13 protein-coding genes are annotated in these 18,350 nt (G+C 37.1%); 12 read left to right on the forward strand and 1 reads right to left on the reverse strand.

Features of this window, described 5'->3' with window-relative positions; all coding sequences use genetic code 11:
• Nucleotides 1-135 precede the first annotated feature (135 nt).
• Together C1724_RS05215 and C1724_RS05220 are read left to right on the forward strand one after the other, a co-directional pair.
• Entirely contained in the window at nt 136-597 is a 462-nt protein-coding gene (locus C1724_RS05215; RefSeq protein ID WP_102345653.1) for an SRPBCC family protein, read from the forward strand.
• 132 nt (nt 598-729) lie between these two features.
• Nucleotides 730-2,124, forward strand: coding sequence for an aspartate kinase (locus tag C1724_RS05220; RefSeq protein ID WP_102345654.1), 1,395 nt, complete (start codon nt 730-732; stop codon nt 2,122-2,124).
• 100 nt (nt 2,125-2,224) lie between these two features.
• On the opposite strand, the gene C1724_RS05225 is transcribed toward C1724_RS05220, so the two are convergent.
• Nucleotides 2,225-2,458, reverse strand: coding sequence for a DUF2627 domain-containing protein (locus tag C1724_RS05225; RefSeq protein ID WP_102345655.1), 234 nt, complete (start codon nt 2,456-2,458; stop codon nt 2,225-2,227).
• Nucleotides 2,459-2,613: 155 nt separating this feature from the next.
• Here C1724_RS05225 and C1724_RS05230 point away from each other — a divergent pair, with 155 nt between their 5' ends.
• The 10 genes from C1724_RS05230 to meaB all read left to right on the forward strand — a co-directional run bounded on the left by C1724_RS05230 (nt 2,614) and on the right by meaB (nt 18,084).
• On the forward strand, nt 2,614-4,686 hold the full coding sequence (locus C1724_RS05230) for a sigma-54 interaction domain-containing protein (RefSeq protein ID WP_102345656.1): 2,073 nt from the start codon (nt 2,614-2,616) through the stop codon (nt 4,684-4,686).
• A 638-nt stretch (nt 4,687-5,324) separates the two neighbouring features.
• A complete protein-coding gene (gene bcd / locus C1724_RS05235; RefSeq protein ID WP_102345657.1) occupies nt 5,325-6,425 on the forward strand; it encodes a branched-chain amino acid dehydrogenase in 1,101 nt (366 codons plus the stop codon).
• Nucleotides 6,426-6,451: 26 nt separating this feature from the next.
• A complete protein-coding gene (gene buk / locus C1724_RS05240) occupies nt 6,452-7,546 on the forward strand; it encodes a butyrate kinase (protein ID WP_374703422.1) in 1,095 nt (364 codons plus the stop codon).
• A gap of 32 nt (nt 7,547-7,578) precedes the next feature.
• Complete coding sequence (lpdA, locus tag C1724_RS05245) at nt 7,579-9,000, forward strand: dihydrolipoyl dehydrogenase (RefSeq protein ID WP_102345659.1); 1,422 nt, start codon at nt 7,579-7,581, stop codon at nt 8,998-9,000.
• A gap of 42 nt (nt 9,001-9,042) precedes the next feature.
• A complete protein-coding gene (locus C1724_RS05250; RefSeq protein ID WP_102345660.1) occupies nt 9,043-10,035 on the forward strand; it encodes a thiamine pyrophosphate-dependent dehydrogenase E1 component subunit alpha in 993 nt (330 codons plus the stop codon).
• A gap of 12 nt (nt 10,036-10,047) precedes the next feature.
• Nucleotides 10,048-11,031, forward strand: a complete 984-nt coding sequence (locus C1724_RS05255; RefSeq protein WP_102345661.1) for an alpha-ketoacid dehydrogenase subunit beta — start codon at nt 10,048-10,050, stop codon at nt 11,029-11,031.
• Nucleotides 11,032-11,090: 59 nt separating this feature from the next.
• The gene (locus C1724_RS05260) at nt 11,091-12,377 is read left to right on the forward strand and encodes a dihydrolipoamide acetyltransferase family protein (RefSeq protein WP_102345662.1); all 1,287 of its coding nucleotides are present in this window, start codon (nt 11,091-11,093) and stop codon (nt 12,375-12,377) included.
• Between the two features lie 244 nt (nt 12,378-12,621).
• On the forward strand, nt 12,622-14,763 hold the full coding sequence (locus C1724_RS05265) for a methylmalonyl-CoA mutase family protein (protein ID WP_102345663.1): 2,142 nt from the start codon (nt 12,622-12,624) through the stop codon (nt 14,761-14,763).
• Entirely contained in the window at nt 14,763-16,958 is a 2,196-nt protein-coding gene (gene scpA, locus C1724_RS05270) for a methylmalonyl-CoA mutase (protein WP_102345664.1), read from the forward strand. Before C1724_RS05265 ends, scpA begins: the two co-directional genes overlap by 1 nt.
• A gap of 4 nt (nt 16,959-16,962) precedes the next feature.
• Nucleotides 16,963-18,084 carry a methylmalonyl Co-A mutase-associated GTPase MeaB gene (gene meaB, locus C1724_RS05275; RefSeq protein ID WP_102345665.1) on the forward strand — a complete coding sequence of 374 codons (1,122 nt, stop codon included), beginning with the start codon at nt 16,963-16,965 and terminating at the stop codon, nt 18,082-18,084.
• The last annotated feature ends 266 nt before the right edge of the window (nt 18,085-18,350 follow it).

Here is an 18,350-nt window from a genome sequence, read left to right on the forward strand (position 1 = left end):
ACCCGATAGATCAGTCAGATTTATCGGGTTTTGCGTTTGTGTTTCAAGGGTAAAGTTATTTATTATAGGTGGTATTATGCTTTCATTTAGCAATAATAATTTTGAGTGCTAGTGATTAGTAAGGGGATATAAAAAATGTTAGCCCAAATTAACAAAGTGGAAAATAAGTATATAGCAACTTTTATAAGACATTGGGATTACTCAGTGGGCGAGGTTTGGTCTTGGCTAACTGAAAATGATAAGTTAGAAAAATGGTTTTCTGAATTAGAAATTGACGATTTGTCTGAAGGTGGTATTATTAAATTTGATATGCAAGATGGTACATTTGAAGAAATGAAAATTACCAATTTGAAAGTGTTTTCTGTGCTTGAATTTACTTGGGGAGAAGATCTTGTACGTTTTGAATTAGAAGAAAAAAACAATGGGTGTAGATTATTATTAATTGAAGAAATTAATAAAGTATCAATGCATACTCCGAAAGATCTTGCTGGCTGGCATGTTTGTTTAGATGTAATTCATGCACTTTTAAATAGCGAAAGTATCTGTCGTCAGCCAGAATGGGAGAAATGGTATGAGCAATATGCAAAATTATTCTAAGTTATGTAGTGTGGTTAAATTTGTAAACGTTGGAAATAGTCTAAAAAAATAAGAAAAATCTAATTTCCACTCTAAAAATGACCGCAAGTATGATAGAATAAAAATAATTTTATAAATAGGTGGTTAGGAGAAATGAAGGTAGCAAAATTTGGAGGAACATCTGTAGCTAGTGCTGAGCAATTAAAAAAAGTGGCAAATATAATCCAAGCAGATAAGCAAAGAAAATATGTCGTAGTATCGGCCCCAGGAAAACGTTATAAAGAAGACACTAAAACAACAGATTTACTTATTGAACTTGGTGAAAAGGCTTTAACAAATGAAAATTATGATGAGCAATTTAATGCAATCGTTAACCGTTATGCTGAAATTGCAACTGATTTAAATTTATCAAATACAATTATTGATGAAATTTCAGCAAGTTTAACGGCTGATGTTCAATCGGACCGTTCGAATGCTGACCGTTTTATGGATAGACTTAAGGCAAGTGGGGAAGACAATAACGCCAAGCTTTTTGCTGAATACTTAAATAGTATTGGGGTAAAAGCATCATATGTGAATCCTAGTGAAGCAGGGATAGTTGTTACGGATGAACCTGGTAATGCACAAGTGATTCCTGTAACATATGAAAATTTAAAAAAACTTAAAGAGCGTAATGAAGTATTAGTAGTCCCAGGTTTCTTTGGTTTCTCTGAAGAAGGGAATTTAGTAACGTTTTCAAGAGGTGGTTCGGACATTACAGGTGCTATCTTAGCAGCTGGTGTTGACGCAGAACTATACGAGAATTTCACTGATGTTGATTCAGTATATTGTGCAAATCCTAATATCGTTGATAATCCAAAAGAAATTAAAGAGTTAACTTATAAGGAAATGCGTGAGCTTTCTTATGCTGGCTTTTCCGTTTTCCATGATGAAGCATTGATTCCTGCTTTCCGTGCTGGTATACCAGTTTGTATAAAAAATACAAATAATCCAAGTGCTCCAGGTACATTCATCGTTGCTGAACGTGATTATAGTAATGATCCAGTTGTAGGAATCGCAAGTGACTCCGGTTTTTGCAGTATTTATGTTAGTAAATATTTAATGAATAGAGAAATTGGGTTTGGTCGTCGTTTATTACAAATTCTTGAGGACGAAGGACTTTCATATGAACATATGCCTTCAGGAATTGACGATACGTCAGTTATACTTCGTGAAAAACAGTTAACACCTGAAAAAGAAGAGCGTGTTTTAAATCGAATTAAGTCAGAATTGAATGTAGATACCATTTCAATTCGTCATAACCAAGCTGTAATCATGGTTGTGGGTGAAGGGATGACATCATTTGTAGGAACATCAGCGAAAGCTACAGCTGCGTTTGCGAGATCTGGTGTAAATATTGAAATGATTAACCAAGGTTCATCAGAGGTTAGCATGATGTTTGCTGTTGTTAGTGAGGATGCACCTAAAGCAGTTCGAGCATTATACGAAGAGTTTTTTGAAAATCTTAATGAGTTACCAATACCTGAAGTAGTTGAAATGAATAAGTAATTGAATTGAAATAAGCCGTTAGCTTTTTGCTAACGGCTTATTTTGTCAAAATTATTACTTGTCCCAGTTACACTACCTAGCAACTTGGAGCTGGACAAACTTATTGCTTGAATCGATTTTGAACTTTATTTCGTTTACGATCACGATAGAAAATAAATCCTGTTACAAAAGCTAAACCTAATAGAAATGCAAATAAACCTATAAAAAATTGTAGCCATAAATAAGGTATAAAGGAATGTGATATTCCAAATAGCGTGTCACGCATTAATTTAAAACCATAAACAGCGACAATGCCTGGAATGACCATTATTAATAATGCAATAATACGATTCATATAATAATCCTTTCAACACAAATAGCAACGCAACAACATTAGTATATCACGGAAAACTAGAAGATTTAAGGTTAAAAATTTGATTTTTTTACATATCTCATTCATGATAAGTATATGAAATAAATTGCACAGTTGTACTTTAGGAGTGAAAAATCGTGCAAAATTCTCTGATCATCGGTGGAGGAATAGGCGGTACAGCATTATTGAAAGTATTTATCGATACTGAATATATGAACGTGAAAGCGATTGTAGATCATAATCCTAATGCACCTGGATTAAAATTTGCTAAAGAATACGGTATTCAAACTGGGGAAAAATGGGAAGATTATTTTTCAGAAGATGTAGATGTTATTGTTGATACTACAGGGGACGATAGCGTTTTTGAAGCGATAAGGAAACGTCGCTTACCTAATATGGTAATCATTCCAGGTACAGTTGCCTATATTATGGCAAAGCTGTTAAAGGAAAAAGAGGATTTAATTAATCAAAAAGAAAAACAGTCAACTATTCAAGATATCATCTTAAATACAACGTACGATGGAATGATTGCTATTGATCAAAGCGAAACGGTTATCTTGCTTAATAAAAGTGCAGAAAGAATAATGGGAGTAGATCAAGGGATGGTAATTGGGAATAAACTATCATCTTTTTTTCCTGCAAGTAGACTTCATAAAGTCTTAGAAACCAAAAAGCCAGAGTTTAACCAAGAACAGGAACTTGAAAATGGTTCGAAAATCATACTGTCTAGTATCCCGATGATCAATGATAATGGGGAAGTTATCGGTGCGCTTGCTGTATTTAAAGATATGACTGACATATATCAACTTGCAGAGGAAATTACAAACTTAAAAGAGATAAAATCTATGCTAGAAGCAATTATACAATCATCAGAAGAAGCGATCTCTGTTGTGGATGAACAAGGCAATGGCATAATGGTCAATCCTGCATACACAAGGTTGACTGGTCTGAAAAATGAGGATATTGTTGGAAAACCTGCTACAGCTGATATATCTGAAGGCGAAAGTATGCATTTGAAAGTTTTAAAGACAAGAAAACCGGTTCGTGGAGTGAGAATGCGCTTAAGGCCTAATCGCCGGGATGTTATTGTAAATGTTGCCCCGGTAATTGTAGATGGTATTCTTAAAGGAAGTGTTGGCGTAATCCATGATGTTTCCGAAATTCAATCGTTAACAGATGAATTGAGAAGGGCAAGACATATAATTCGAACATTAGAAGCAAAATATACCTTTGAGGATATAATTGGTTCATCTGTTGAAATGAATTTTGCCATTGAGCAAGCAAAATTGGGTGCTAAAACACCGGCTACGGTTTTGTTAAGGGGAGAATCAGGGACAGGAAAAGAACTCTTTGCGCATGCGATACACAATGCAAGTGATCGTAGATTTAATAAGTTTATTCGTGTCAATTGTGCAGCGATTGCAGAATCACTGCTCGAAAGTGAGTTATTTGGTTATGAAGAAGGTGCTTTTTCAGGTGCAAAACGAGGGGGGAAAAGAGGTCTTTTTGAAGAAGCAAATAACGGAAGTATTTTCCTTGACGAAATCGGCGAATTATCAGCTAGTACCCAAGCAAAATTATTAAGGGTACTTCAGGAAAATGAGATTGTACGAGTGGGAGGAACAAAGTCAATTCCTATTAATGTAAGGGTAATTGCGGCAACACATGTTAATTTAGAAAAAGGTATGGCTGAAGGGACAATTAGAGAAGATTTATATTATCGTATAAATAGATTGCCCATTCAAATTCCAGCATTAAGGGAACGAAAAGAAGATATACCAGATTTATGCCAGCACTTATTACATAAAATAAATCAGGATTACGGACGAAATGTTGAAGGTTTAACGAAAGAAGCGATTCAATATTTAACGGATTATTATTGGCCGGGAAATGTTCGGGAATTAGAGAATGTTTTAGGTAGAGCTATTATTAATATGAAATTTAACGAGAATTTGATAGATGTTCCACATATTCCTTTATTGCAGCCAAAAGATAAAGAAATGAACAATCAGCTGACGTACAGTATTGCACAAAATAAAAGTCGGCCTTTAACGAACTTAATAGAAGAATATGAAAAGGCAATTATTGTTACTACTCTGAACAATAACAAAGGTAATAAAACACAAACTGCAAAAGATTTAGAGATTTCATTGCGAAATCTATATTATAAACTAGAAAAATACGATATTGCAAATAGCAGCATGCAATAAATTTCATATATGAATTTTTGTGCATGCAATTTATTGAAAGATATTATCTTTTCAACATAATGGGTATAGTTTCATTGCTTTTATATGGGTTTATAAAAGGCCTTATTGTTATGATTGGCTGGAGCTATACGATGAATGAAAAAATTTGCGGCGAACGGACTAGCTTTCAAGTACTTATTAATTTCAATTGGCACAATCTTTGCATGGATTTATTGTAGGAAGGATTTAAGGCTTAATGAAACTAGATGACTTATCACCCGGGCAATATACTATCCATAGATCTCGGTCGTTATAGTCGCTAAGGATAAAAGGGAATACAGCAGTAAAGATTGCAGTACAAAAGCATAGTTTCCTTCTCAATATTTGGAAATAAAGATAAATGAATTTCTCTTGGCTAAACAATATATTGAATTTTTTAATAATTAAATATAAGGGTAATCCGAACAAAAGATATACTCCATTCTGTAGAAGAGGCGTTTCTATCGTTTTGACATAGGACATTCAGCTGAAAGTAAACAACTACTCATTAGCGTTAGCATTGTGTTCAGTTCGACTGAGGTTACTCTAGAAATACGTCATAAATACCCATTTCTGATGCCGAGAGTGTGATTAATTGAAGACTTCAAGGAGGAAACATAATGGAGATTTTTAATTATATGGAAAAGTATGATTATGAGCAATTGCTTTTTTGCCAAGACAATCAATCTGGTTTAAAAGCTATCATTTGTATCCATGACACAACTTTAGGTCCGGCATTGGGTGGTACAAGAATGTGGACGTATGACTCTGAAGAAGCTGCAATAGAAGATGCTTTACGTCTCGCTAAAGGAATGACTTATAAAAATGCTGCAGCAGGATTGAATTTAGGTGGAGGAAAGACGGTTATTATTGGTGATCCTCAAAAAGATAAAAATGAAGCCATGTTTAGAGCATTCGGACGTTATATTCAAGGATTAAATGGGCGTTATATTACTGCTGAGGATGTAGGCACAACGGTGGCTGATATGGATATTATCCACGAAGAAACAGATTTTGTGACAGGTATTTCTCCTGCGTTTGGATCATCGGGGAATCCATCACCTGTAACAGCTTTTGGCGTTTATCGCGGAATGAAGGCTGCTGCAAAAGAGGCATTTGGATCGGACTCACTTGAGGATAAAACGATAGCAGTTCAAGGTATCGGGAATGTGGCCTACAGGCTTTGCCACTTTCTCCATGAAGAAAGTGCTAATTTAATTGTTACTGATATTAATAAAAATGTCGTACAGCGAGCAATTAGCGAGTTTGGAGCAAAGGCGGTTGATCCAAAGGAAATTTATGAGGTGAATTGTGATATTTATGCCCCATGTGCATTAGGTGCGACTATTAATGATCAAACCATCCCTAAAATTAAAGCAAAGGTCATCGCGGGGTCTGCCAATAATCAATTAAAGGAAGATCGACATGGTGATAAATTACACGAATTAGGAATAGTCTATGCACCTGATTATGTAATTAATGCAGGAGGAGTTATTAACGTTGCAGATGAATTGCATGGATATAACCGTGAAAGAGCAATGAAAAAAGTTGAATTAATTTATGACAATATCGCTAAGGTTATTGAAATCTCTAAACGTGAGGGTATTCCTACTTATAAAGCTGCAGATAGATTAGCAGAGGAGCGGATTGCAAGGATGCGAAATTCCCGTAGTCAATTTTTAATGAATGGAAAGCATATTTTAAACCGACGTAACGGTTAATCTACCGATAAGAAAACTAAATTCGCATGTTTTACGGAGGGTTCAGATTGCAGCGAAATGAATATAGAATTCTTGTCATAAATCCAGGTTCAAGCTCAACAAAAATTGCAGTATATGACAATGAAGTATCAATTATAGAGAAGACCATTCGTCATGAAACAGAGATCATTAGTAGCTTTCATACAATAACAGATCAATATGAATATCGAAAAGGCATGGTTTTAGAAACGCTGGACTACGAAGGGATAAATATTTCAAAGTTCAATGCTGTTGTGGGACGTGGCGGTTTACTAAGACCGATCGAAGGTGGAACATATGCGGTAAATTTAAAAATGATAGAAGATTTAAGAGAAGGATATTCTGGACAGCATGTCTCTAATTTAGGTGGCATCATAGCGTATGAAATTGCAAGTGGTTTAAATATTCCTGCTTTTATAGTTGATCCTGTTGTTGTTGATGAATTAGAGCCTATAGCAAGAATTTCAGGCTTACCACAAATGGAACGGAGAAGTATTTTTCATGCTCTTAATCAAAAAGCTGCAGCTAGGAAGGTTGCCAAACAGCTAGGGAAAAAGTATGAGGAATGCTCATTAATTGTTGCTCATATGGGTGGTGGCATTACAGTTGGCAGTCATCGATATGGTAAGGTAATAGATGTTAATAATGGATTGAACGGAGAAGGGCCATTTAGTCCAGAACGTGCTGGAACAGTTCCAACTGGTGAACTCATCAAATTATGTTATGCAGGATATTCTAAACAAGAAATGGAAAATAAACTAGTTAGCCAAGGCGGTCTTGTTGGATATTTGGGAACAAATGATGCTATTGAGATAGAAAGGCGAATCCTAACAGGAGATGAACACGCTAAATTAATTTATGATGCGATGGCATATCAGATAGCAAAAGAAATTGGTGCACAAAGTACGGTTTTACTGGGGCGGATCGATGCTATCGTTTTAACAGGAGATCTAGCTTATGGTAAGGATTTTGTAAGTTTGATTATTGAAAGAGTTAAATCGTTAGCAGATGTTATTGTAATGCCAGGAGAAAATGAACTCCAGGCTTTAGCAGAGGGTGCACTACGTGTATTAAACGGCGAAGAGGTTTTTAAGGAATATTAATTAAGATCTAACAGTGTTAGGAGGGAACTTTAATGGCTATTGAATATGACCTTGTCATCCTTGGCGGTGGAACAGGTGGTTATGTTGCAGCAATTAGAGCTGCTCAATTAGGATTAAAGACAGCGATAGTTGAAAAGGATAAGCTAGGCGGAACGTGTTTACATCGTGGGTGTATACCCAGCAAGGCATTATTGCGAAGTGCAGAAGTGTATGCTACAACCAAGCGAAGTGATGAGTTTGGGATAATCACGTCTGGTATACAGTTGGATTTCATTAAAGTTCAGGAAAGAAAACAAGCAATTGTTAATCAACTTCATCGCGGTGTCGAACAGTTAATAAAAAAAGGTAAAATTGATGTTTATTCAGGCATCGGACGAATCTTAGGTCCATCGATATTTTCCCCAACACCTGGAACGATCTCGGTGGAAATGAAGAATGGTGAAGAGAATGAGATGCTTATTCCTAAAAATGTTATTATAGCAACCGGATCAAAACCAAGAACCATACAAGGATTAGCAATTGATGGTAAATATGTTATGACATCTGATGAGGCATTGGAGATGAAGGAGTTGCCAAAGTCTATCATCATTGTTGGTGGCGGAGTAATCGGAATTGAATGGGCGTCAATGTTAGCGGATTTTGGTACAGATGTAACGGTTATTGAATATGAGGATCGAATATTACCAACTGAAGATCATGAAATATCAAAAGAAATGCAAAGAATTATGAAAAAGAAAAAGGTTACCCTTGTAACAAGTGCAAAGGTTTTACAAGAAACAATTGAGATAGATGGCAAGGTATCTATTGAAGTTGAGCGAAAGGGCGATAGAAAATCTTTTTCAGCTGATACATTATTAGTTTCTGTTGGACGTCAAGCGGTTTCGGAAAATATTGGTCTACAAAATACAAGTATTGAGTTGGAAAAAGGTTTTATAAAGGTAAATAAATTTTACCAAACAAAAGAATCACATATATATGCAATTGGCGATGTAATTGGTGGTCTGCAGCTTGCACATGTTGCTTCCCATGAAGGAATAGTGGCAGTCGAGCATATTGCAGGACATTTTCCTGACCCAATCAATTATTCCCTAGTGTCGAAGTGTGTTTATTCAAATCCAGAGGTAGCAAGTGTAGGTTTAACTGAAGAACAGGCGAAAGAAAAAGGCTATAATATTAAAACAGGAAAATTTTCATTTAAAGCAATTGGTAAAGCGTTAGTATATGGGGAATCAGATGGATTTGTAAAGGTGATAGCTGATAAAGATACCGATGACTTATTAGGCGTTCATATGATAGGACCACATGTAACAGATATGATCTCTGAAGCTGGATTGGCCCATGTATTAGATGCAACTCCATGGGAAATTGCGCAAACAATTCATCCACACCCATCTTTGTCTGAAGCTATAGGTGAAGCTGCATTAGCAGTGGATGGAAAGGCTATCCATTTTTAATGAACTCCTTTAATAATGACCAATAAGTTAGGGGGAAAAGAAATGGCGGAAAATCGTCATCATGCACTTGGATTGAGTGATCAGACTGTTTTAGAAATGTATGAGACTATGGTTATGGCTCGAAAAATTGATGAACGGATGTGGTTGTTGAATCGTTCTGGAAAAATTCCGTTTGTAATATCTTGCCAAGGACAAGAGGCAGCACAAGTAGGTGCTGCATTTGCACTAGACAACAGAAAAGATTATGTATTGCCATATTATCGCGATATGGGGGTTGTGCTGACTTTTGGGATGACAGCAAAAGAACTTATGCTTTCTGCCTTTGCAAAGGCAGAAGACCCAAATTCCGGCGGTCGTCAAATGCCCGGTCATTTCGGTCAAAAGAAAAACAGAATTGTAACTGGTTCATCCCCTGTTACGACACAAGTTCCGCATGCAGTTGGAATAGCATTGGCAGGTAAAATGGAGAATAAGGATTTGGTTGCTTTTGTTACCTTTGGGGAAGGATCTTCTAATCAGGGTGATTTCCATGAAGGAGCTAATTTTGCCGGTGTTCATAAATTACCTGTTATTTTTATGTGTGAAAATAATAAATATGCCATTTCAGTACCGATTGAAAAACAGCTAGCATGTGAAAAGGTATCGGATCGAGCGATCGGATATGGCATGCCAGGTGAAACTGTTGATGGAAATGACCCACTCACTGTATATGCTGCAATTAAAAGGGCAGTTGAACGAGGTCGTCGAGGTGAAGGGCCATCCTTAATTGAAACAATATCGTATCGCTTAACGCCTCATTCTAGTGATGATGATGATCGGACATATCGATCTCGTGAAGAAGTAGAAGAGTCAAAAAAGAGGGACCCACTGGTGACTTTTGCAACGTATTTAAAAGAGGTTGGCGTGTTAACTGATGAAATAGAGAAGGAACTGTTTGATAAAGTTCAAACCGTTGTAGATGAAGCGACTGATTACGCGGAAAATGCTCCATATGCTGATCCCGAATACGCTTTAAAATACGTTTACGGAGAATAGGAGGAGATCACAATGGCAGTTATGTCATATATCGAAGCTGTTACCCGTGCCCTGCATGAAGAGATGGATCGTGACAAAAAAGTATTTGTGTTAGGTGAGGATGTAGGGAAAAAAGGTGGGGTATTTAAAGCAACAAGTGGATTATATGATAAATTTGGTGAAAATCGTGTTATTGATACACCGCTAGCTGAATCTGCTATTGTAGGTGTTGGGGTAGGTGCTGCGATGTATGGTCATCGCCCGGTAGCGGAAATTCAATTTGCTGACTTTATTATGCCCGCTGTAAATCAAATTATTTCAGAAGCGGCCAGGATCCGCTATCGCTCGAATAATGATTGGAACTGTCCAATGGTAATTCGTGCACCATATGGTGGAGGAATTCACGGTGCTTTATATCATTCACAGTCAGTAGAGGCAGTCTTTGCTAATCAACCCGGGCTTAAAATTGTTATGCCGTCAACCCCGTATGATGTGAAGGGGTTATTAAAAGCTGCAATTCGGGATGATGATCCTGTCCTATTTTTTGAACATAAACGAGCATATCGTTTGATTAAGGGTGAGGTTCCGTTAGATGACTATGTTTTGCCGATTGGTAAAGCAGATGTGAAACGTGAAGGCGAGGATATCACAGTTATCACGTATGGACTTTGTGTACACTTTGCCCTACAGGCAGCAGAGAAATTGGCTGAGGACGGAATCTCAGCACATATAGTAGATTTAAGAACTGTCTATCCTCTAGATAAAGAGACAATTATTGAGGCCGCATCCAAAACCGGTAAAGTACTGCTAGTTACTGAGGATAATAAAGAGGGAAGTATATTAAGTGAAGTTGCTGCAATTATTGCAGAGCATTGTTTGTTTGACTTAGACGCACCAATAATGCGCTTAGCTGGACCTGATATACCGGCAATGGCATATGCGCCAACCATGGAAAAGTTTTTTATGGTAAATCCGGATAAAGTAGTACAGGCAATGAGAGAACTAGCTGAATATTAATTTAAATTACATGATGATCCAAGATCATAAGATTAATCGTAGGCAGGGAGGTTTTATGGGTGGCTGTTGAAAAAATAACAATGCCGCAATTAGGTGAAAGTGTAACTGAAGGCACAATTAGTAGTTGGCTGGTTAAACCTGGTGATACTGTTAATAAATATGATCCATTGGCAGAAGTACAAACAGATAAAGTGAACGCAGAAATTCCTTCTTCCTTTTCAGGTACAATAAAGGAAATTATTGCAGCTGAAGGAGAAACACTGGCCGTTGGTGAATTGCTATGTTATATCGAAACTGAAAACAGCCTGGAATCACCAAGTGATTATGGTGATCAAAAGGCAGAAAAAATTCCTTTAAGCAATGAAACCGATGTAAATGAACAGCCAAATAAAGCTAGATACTCACCAGCAGTGTTAAAACTATCTCAAGAACATAATATCAATCTACAACAAATTAACGGAACTGGAAAAGGTGGGCGCATTACAAGAAAGGATCTACAAAAAATAATCGACTCTGGTGCTGCTATTCCTATGAGTGAGGAAAAAGCAGATTCACAAGTGGTAAGTCAGATTGAGAAAGTATCGCTAGCACCTACATTAGATTCAATGAATGTAAAGACTTCATCTAGTATAACTGGTGAAAATGGTGATATTGCTATTCCTGTGTCCGGAGTTAGGAAGGCGATTGCGACAAACATGGTTCGGTCATCACAAGAGATTCCTCATGCTTGGATGATGGTTGAAGTGGACGTAACGAATTTAGTAGCTTATCGTGATGCAATTAAGGACTCTTTTAAAGAAAAAGAAGGTTACAGCTTAACCTACTTCGCTTTTTTTGTAAAAGCAGTTGCTCAGGCTTTAAAGGAATTTCCAATGATTAACTCATCTTGGAATGGTGATAAGATTATTCAGAAAAAAAATATCAATATTTCTATAGCTGTTGCAACAGAGGATGCTTTATTTGTTCCAGTTATTAAACATGCTGACGAAAAAACAATAAAAGGGATTGCACGGGAAATCACTGAATTGGCCAATAAAGTCCGAACTGGAAAGTTAGCAGCAGCTGATATGCAGGGTGGTACATTTACAGTTAACAACACTGGATCTTTTGGTTCAATTCAATCCATGGGAATCATTAATTATCCTCAAGCAGCTATCTTACAAGTAGAGTCTATTGTCAAACGACCTGTTATTATGAATGGTGGAATGTTTGCAGCGCGTGATATGGTAAATCTATGCCTGTCTCTCGACCATCGTGTCTTAGATGGACTAATTTGTGGGCGTTTCCTTGCTAGAGTGAAAGCTATCTTAGAGAATATCTCTAAAGACAATACACCGATTTTTTAACTATGTCGTGTGATGGGCATTCATCACACGGCTTTTTATTATGATCAACTATTTGAAGATAATAAGGAGTAAGCAAATATTTAATTAAATATAAACATATTTTTAGAAGGAACTTTCAAATATGTATTTTAAATTTTAGGAATATTGATACATAAGATTGTTTGAGCTACTATATAGTAAAGCAATCTAGTATTCAACTAACAAAAGAAAGGGGTGAGGGGTCTCGTAAAGGAGACTGTAAATTATGACAATAGAAAATGAAAAGAAATTTAATTTAAAACCATTTTGTGAATTCCCATTTCCAACCGAGCAAGCTTGGCAGGAAACCGCGGAACAGTCTTTGAAAGGAACTAGCTTTAATAAGTTATTTACTAAAACATATGAAGGTATACAGCTCAAACCATTATATATAAGGAAGGATATAGAAAATCTTGCTCATATATCTGATTTACCAGGTGAGGGTTCGTATGTGCGTGGAACTTCACGAGTAAAAAGTGTGGAAAACCCATGGGAAATAGCTCAAGAATTAACAGGTAAAAGCCCAAAAGAGTTTAATAAAGCTTTAGTGAATGATTTAGCACGAGGGCAAACAATGATTAATCTTGTTGTAGATGAAGCAACACAACAAGGATTAGACTCAGATCAAGTTGATCAGGAACAAGTTGGAAAAAACGGTATACCTATTTCGACTATTGATGATATAGCTGAAGCATTTAAAAGTATTGATTTGAATAAAAATAAATTATTTATGCAAACAGGAATTAGCACTGCGCCCCTTCTGGCAACATTAATAGCCTACCTAAAAAGGAATGGACAAAAACCAAACGAAATGAAAGCGCTTATTGGTATAGATCCAATTGGTTTCTTGATTGCTAAAGGCGAGTCACCGCTCGGAGTTGAACATATGTATAACTTGATGGCCCAATTGGTTCAATGGTCGAATTTGCATGCCCCTAAAATTAAGACAATTTATGTACAAGGGGAGCCTTATCAAAATGCAGGTGGAAGTTCAACTGAGGAACTAGGCTTTGTATTGGCAACAGCAGTCGAATATATTTCAGAGATGCTAAAACGAGGTTTATTGATTGATGAAGTAGCATCTAAATTTTATTTTTCTTTTTCAGTGGGATCAAATGTATTCATGGAAATTGCAAAGCTTAGAGCAGCAAGGATGTTATGGTCTAAAATAGTGAAGGCTTTTGGTGGGAATGAAGATTCACAAAAAATGTATATCCATGCCCGAACATCAAATTGGACGAAAACAGTATATGATCCATATGTAAATATGCTTCGCGCAACGACTGAAGCTTTTGCTGGAGCAGTTGGTGGAGCAGATAGTATGCATGTCTCTCCTTTCGATGAAGCTATTCGTCCAGCGGATTCATTTTCACGAAGGATTGCGCGAAATACCCAAATAATATTACAGGAAGAGTCTTACTTAAATCAAGTTATCGACCCTGCAGGTGGCTCTTGGTATATTGAATCATTAACAAATGAAGTAGCAGAAAAGGCGTGGACAATTCTTCAGGACATTGAAAGAACAGGTGGTATGTTTCAGTCGGTAAAAACAGGCCTAGTTCAACAAACGGTTTCCAGAACAGCTAGTCAAAAAAGGAAAAGTATTGAACATCGTAAAGATCGGATTGTTGGGACAAATATGTATCCAAACATTGAAGAAAAACCTCTCCTTGAAAAAGAGAAAGCTAGTGATTTCATAGATTCTAGAGTATCCGAACTAAAAGAAAAGAAAGCGCTCAATCAGGAGTTTGTAAAAAAGAACTTGGAAACTGTTAAAACTGCATTGAATAATAATGAAAATATTATGTCTTACTTGATAGCAGCTGCCGAAAACGGTGTGTCTATAGGTCAAATGATTTCAGCACTTTCTAGTAATTGTGAGGGTTGTCAGTTAGAGAAATTATTATCACAACGTTCAGCGGAACCGTTTGAACAGCTTAGAAAAAAATCTGAGCAATATAAAGAAAAAAATGGACAATTCCCTCAAATTTTCTTTATTAATATAGGACCAATTGCTAAGCATAAAGCGCGTGCTGACTTTGCTACTGGTTTCTTTGCGGCAGGTGGCTTTGAGTCTGTCATAAAGAATGGTTTTGAAACAGTAGATGAAGCTATTCATGCAGCCTTGTCAGCAAATACCGATACTGTGATCATTTGTGGAGCAGACGATCAGTACCCTGAATTCGTGCCAGCAGTTGCAAGCAAGCTTAAAGCAAATAGACCTAATATTTATATTATGCTGGCAGGTAAACCGGGTATTGATTTAGAAAATGATTTTGTGAGTGCAGGAGTAGATGAATTTATTCATGTGAAATCAAACTGTTATGCAACATTAGCAAGACTTCAAGAACGTAAGGGGGTTCTATAATGAGTCATAAGCCTGATTTCACTAAACTGTCGTTCCAAACTGAGCCAGTAAATATTGATTTGGAAACGTGGAAACAAAAAGTTGAAGAAGAAATTGATCAGTCCTTTGATGACCTGTTATTTAATACGAATGAGCAAATAAAAGTTAAGCAAATGTACTCTAAAGAGGATATTGCAAGCAATGATCATATGGATTATATGCCGGGGATTGCACCATTCTTACGCGGCCCATATCCAACTATGTATGTAACACGCCCATGGACTGTTCGGCAGTATGCAGGATTTTCTACCGCCGAGGAAAGCAATGCGTTTTATCGTCGTAATTTAGCAGCAGGTCAGAAAGGTCTTTCTGTTGCGTTTGACTTAGCAACCCATCGTGGATACGATTCAGACCATCCCCGGGTAGTAGGAGATGTAGGTAAAGCGGGTGTTGCTATTGATTCGATTCTTGATATGAAAGTGTTATTTGATCGAATTCCACTTGATCAAATGTCTGTGTCAATGACTATGAATGGCGCTGTACTACCAATTATGGCATTTTATATTGTAACAGCTGAGGAACAGGGAGTAAAGCCAGAACAATTATCAGGTACGATTCAAAATGATATTTTAAAAGAATATATGGTACGTAATACTTATATTTATCCGCCGGAAATGTCAATGAAAATTATTGCTGATATTTTTGAGTATACTTCAAATAATATGCCTAAATTTAATAGCATTAGTATTTCAGGCTATCATATGCAAGAAGCTGGAGCGCCAGCTGACATAGAATTGGCTTATACATTAGCGGATGGTCTTGAATATGTTCGAACTGGATTAAAGGCAGGTATTGATATCGATAAATTTGCACCTAGATTGTCATTCTTCTGGGCTATCGGGATGAATTACTTTATGGAAGTTGCAAAAATGCGTGCTGGTCGATTAATTTGGGCTAAGATGATCAAACAATTTGACCCGAAAAATACGAAATCAATGGCATTGCGCACTCATTCGCAAACATCAGGTTGGAGTTTAACAGAACAGGATCCTTTTAATAATGTGACACGTACATGTATTGAAGCGATGGCAGCTGCGCTCGGTCATACCCAATCTTTGCATACAAATGCACTAGATGAAGCTATAGCATTGCCAACAGATTTCTCGGCACGGATCGCAAGAAACACACAATTATACTTACAAGATGAAACGGGAATTTGTAATGTGATTGATCCTTGGGCAGGTTCTTATTATGTCGAGTATTTGACGGCAAAGCTAGTGGAAAAGGCATGGGGGCATATCGAGGAGATTGAAAAGCTAGGGGGCATGGCAAAAGCTATTGAGACTGGTTTACCTAAAATGAGAATTGAGGAAGCTGCGGCACGCCGTCAGGCAAAAATTGATTCAGGTGTAGAATCAATTATTGGCGTAAATAAATATCGTCTTGAAAAAGAAGAGCCAATCGATATATTAGAAGTTGATAATACTGCAGTACGCTTGCAACAAATTGAAAGATTGAAAGAGCTACGTTCAAATCGTGATGAAACTAAGGTGAAGGCAACATTAGAAACTCTAACTAAAGCGGCTGAAACAGGTAAAGGGAACTTATTAGCATTGGCAATCGAGGCTGCTCGTGCTCGAGCTTCACTTGGTGAAATTTCGGATGCGGTAGAAAAAATATCAGGACGTCATAAAGCAGTTATTCGCTCTATAAGCGGTGTCTATTCGACTGAGTTTTCTAATGAGGAAGAAATTAACCGTGTTAAACAAATGGCAGATGAATTTGCGGAGCAAGAGGGGCGAAGACCAAGGATCATGATTGCGAAAATGGGGCAAGATGGACATGATCGAGGTGCCAAAGTAATTGCAACCGCATTTGCTGACTTAGGCTTTGATGTTGATGTCGGTCCATTATTCCAAACACCCGAAGAAACAGCTCTGCAAGCAGTCGAAAATGATGTACATGTAATTGGTATGAGTTCCTTAGCAGCTGGTCACAAAACGTTATTACCACAGCTTATTGAAGAGTTGAAGAAGTTGGGACGAGAGGATATCATTGTGGTGTGTGGTGGAGTAATCCCGGCACAAGATTATGAATATCTTAAACAACAAGGAGCCGCGGCTATTTTCGGGCCTGGAACTGTGATCCCGGTAGCAGCTCAAAAGGTAATTGAAGAAATATATCGTCGTTTAGATGAGGTTGAGGAAGTGTTGTAATTCAATGGTTGATCATCCAAACAGACCTGAATGGGTACCGAAAAAACCAACAAAAGGCTTTACAACAAATGTAATGAAAGGGATTGAGGGGGGGCATGACGGAATGACGTATAACTCAGAATCGTCCACTTCTCCGAAAACCACTAGGCGAGGTTTGGCTATTGAAGACGTTGTAAAAGGAATACTTAATAATGACCGAACAATATTAGCTCGTGCAATAACACTTGTTGAAAGTAATGCTTCTAAACATCTAGAAAAAGCCCAAGAAATTTTAAATCAAATCCTCCCTTACACCGGTAATTCTATTCGAATTGGTATTACTGGTGTACCGGGTGCAGGTAAAAGTACCTTCATCGAAGCGTTGGGATGTTTCCTATGTGAACAAGGCCATCGGGTGGCAGTACTGGCTGTTGACCCATCGAGTAGCATAACAGGTGGCAGTATACTTGGAGACAAAACACGCATGGAAAAGCTTTCTCGTGATAAGCGTGCTTTTATACGACCGTCGCCATCTAGTGGTACTTTAGGTGGCGTTAATAGAAAAACAAGAGAAACCATGCTGTTATGTGAGGCGGCAGGCTATGATATTATTTTGGTAGAAACGATTGGTGTCGGTCAAAGTGAGGTTGTTGTTCGCTCAATGGTGGATTTGTTTGCTTTATTAGTACTAACTGGGGCTGGTGATGAGCTTCAGGGAATGAAAAAAGGTGTTATGGAATTAGCAGACCTTTTAATAGTAAATAAAGCGGATGGGGACAATGAAGATGCTGCTCAAATTGCAAAAGAAGAATATAATCGAATTTTACATTACCTTCGCCCGGCTACAGAAGGATGGATAACGAAGGCTTTTACTTGTTCCGCATACTATGGCAAAGGAATAGATAGCATTTGGGAGGAAATGAAAAAATTTAATGAAATTACAAAACAGTCTGGTATGTTGGAGAAACGACGGCAATCTCAAGTGAAAGATTGGATTTATTCGATGATTAAAGAGCAATTAGAACAACGGTTTTTTAGTCATCCTCAAGTTAAAAGGCTTATGCCAACAATAGAGACTGAAGTTATTGAAGGGAAACAGCCTGTTACAAAAGCTGTTCAATACCTGTTTAAAGAATATGAAAAATAGAAATTATAGCTGGTCAAATATAAACTAAAAAGTGCTATGGCGATCATATTAAGACGCTGCAGCACTTTTAAGTTTACATTTTGTACATAAAAAAATAGAAGGTGAGTGATGGGGGTAACTCACCTTCTGTAATCTAGGGAGTCTAGGGGTATGGGGCCTAGATTTAATATTATATTTCCCTATTTATTTTGTATTAAACATAAAATCAAAAAAATTAATTTATTTTTCACTATTTGTATTGTGTTTAAATTTGCATCTTAGGTGAT

The sequence above is a fragment of the Bacillus sp. Marseille-P3661 genome (genome assembly GCF_900240995.1).
Lineage (GTDB): Bacteria > Bacillota > Bacilli > Bacillales > Bacillaceae_J > OESV01.

Bases quoted from the DNA above. Each gene is read 5' to 3' on its own strand.
- C1724_RS05215 (WP_102345653.1), top strand. From the start codon at position 136: ATGTTAGCCCAAATTAACAAAGTGGAAAATAAGTATATAGCAACTTTT.
- C1724_RS05220 (WP_102345654.1), top strand. From the start codon at position 730: ATGAAGGTAGCAAAATTTGGAGGAACATCTGTAGCTAGTGCTGAGCAA.
- C1724_RS05225 (WP_102345655.1), bottom strand. From the start codon at position 2,458: ATGAATCGTATTATTGCATTATTAATAATGGTCATTCCAGGCATTGTC.
- bcd (WP_102345657.1), top strand. From the start codon at position 5,325: ATGGAGATTTTTAATTATATGGAAAAGTATGATTATGAGCAATTGCTT.
- buk (WP_374703422.1), top strand. From the start codon at position 6,452: ATGTTTTACGGAGGGTTCAGATTGCAGCGAAATGAATATAGAATTCTT.
- lpdA (WP_102345659.1), top strand. From the start codon at position 7,579: ATGGCTATTGAATATGACCTTGTCATCCTTGGCGGTGGAACAGGTGGT.
- C1724_RS05250 (WP_102345660.1), top strand. From the start codon at position 9,043: ATGGCGGAAAATCGTCATCATGCACTTGGATTGAGTGATCAGACTGTT.
- C1724_RS05255 (WP_102345661.1), top strand. From the start codon at position 10,048: ATGGCAGTTATGTCATATATCGAAGCTGTTACCCGTGCCCTGCATGAA.
- C1724_RS05265 (WP_102345663.1), top strand. From the start codon at position 12,622: ATGACAATAGAAAATGAAAAGAAATTTAATTTAAAACCATTTTGTGAA.
- scpA (WP_102345664.1), top strand. From the start codon at position 14,763: ATGAGTCATAAGCCTGATTTCACTAAACTGTCGTTCCAAACTGAGCCA.
- meaB (WP_102345665.1), top strand. From the start codon at position 16,963: ATGGTTGATCATCCAAACAGACCTGAATGGGTACCGAAAAAACCAACA.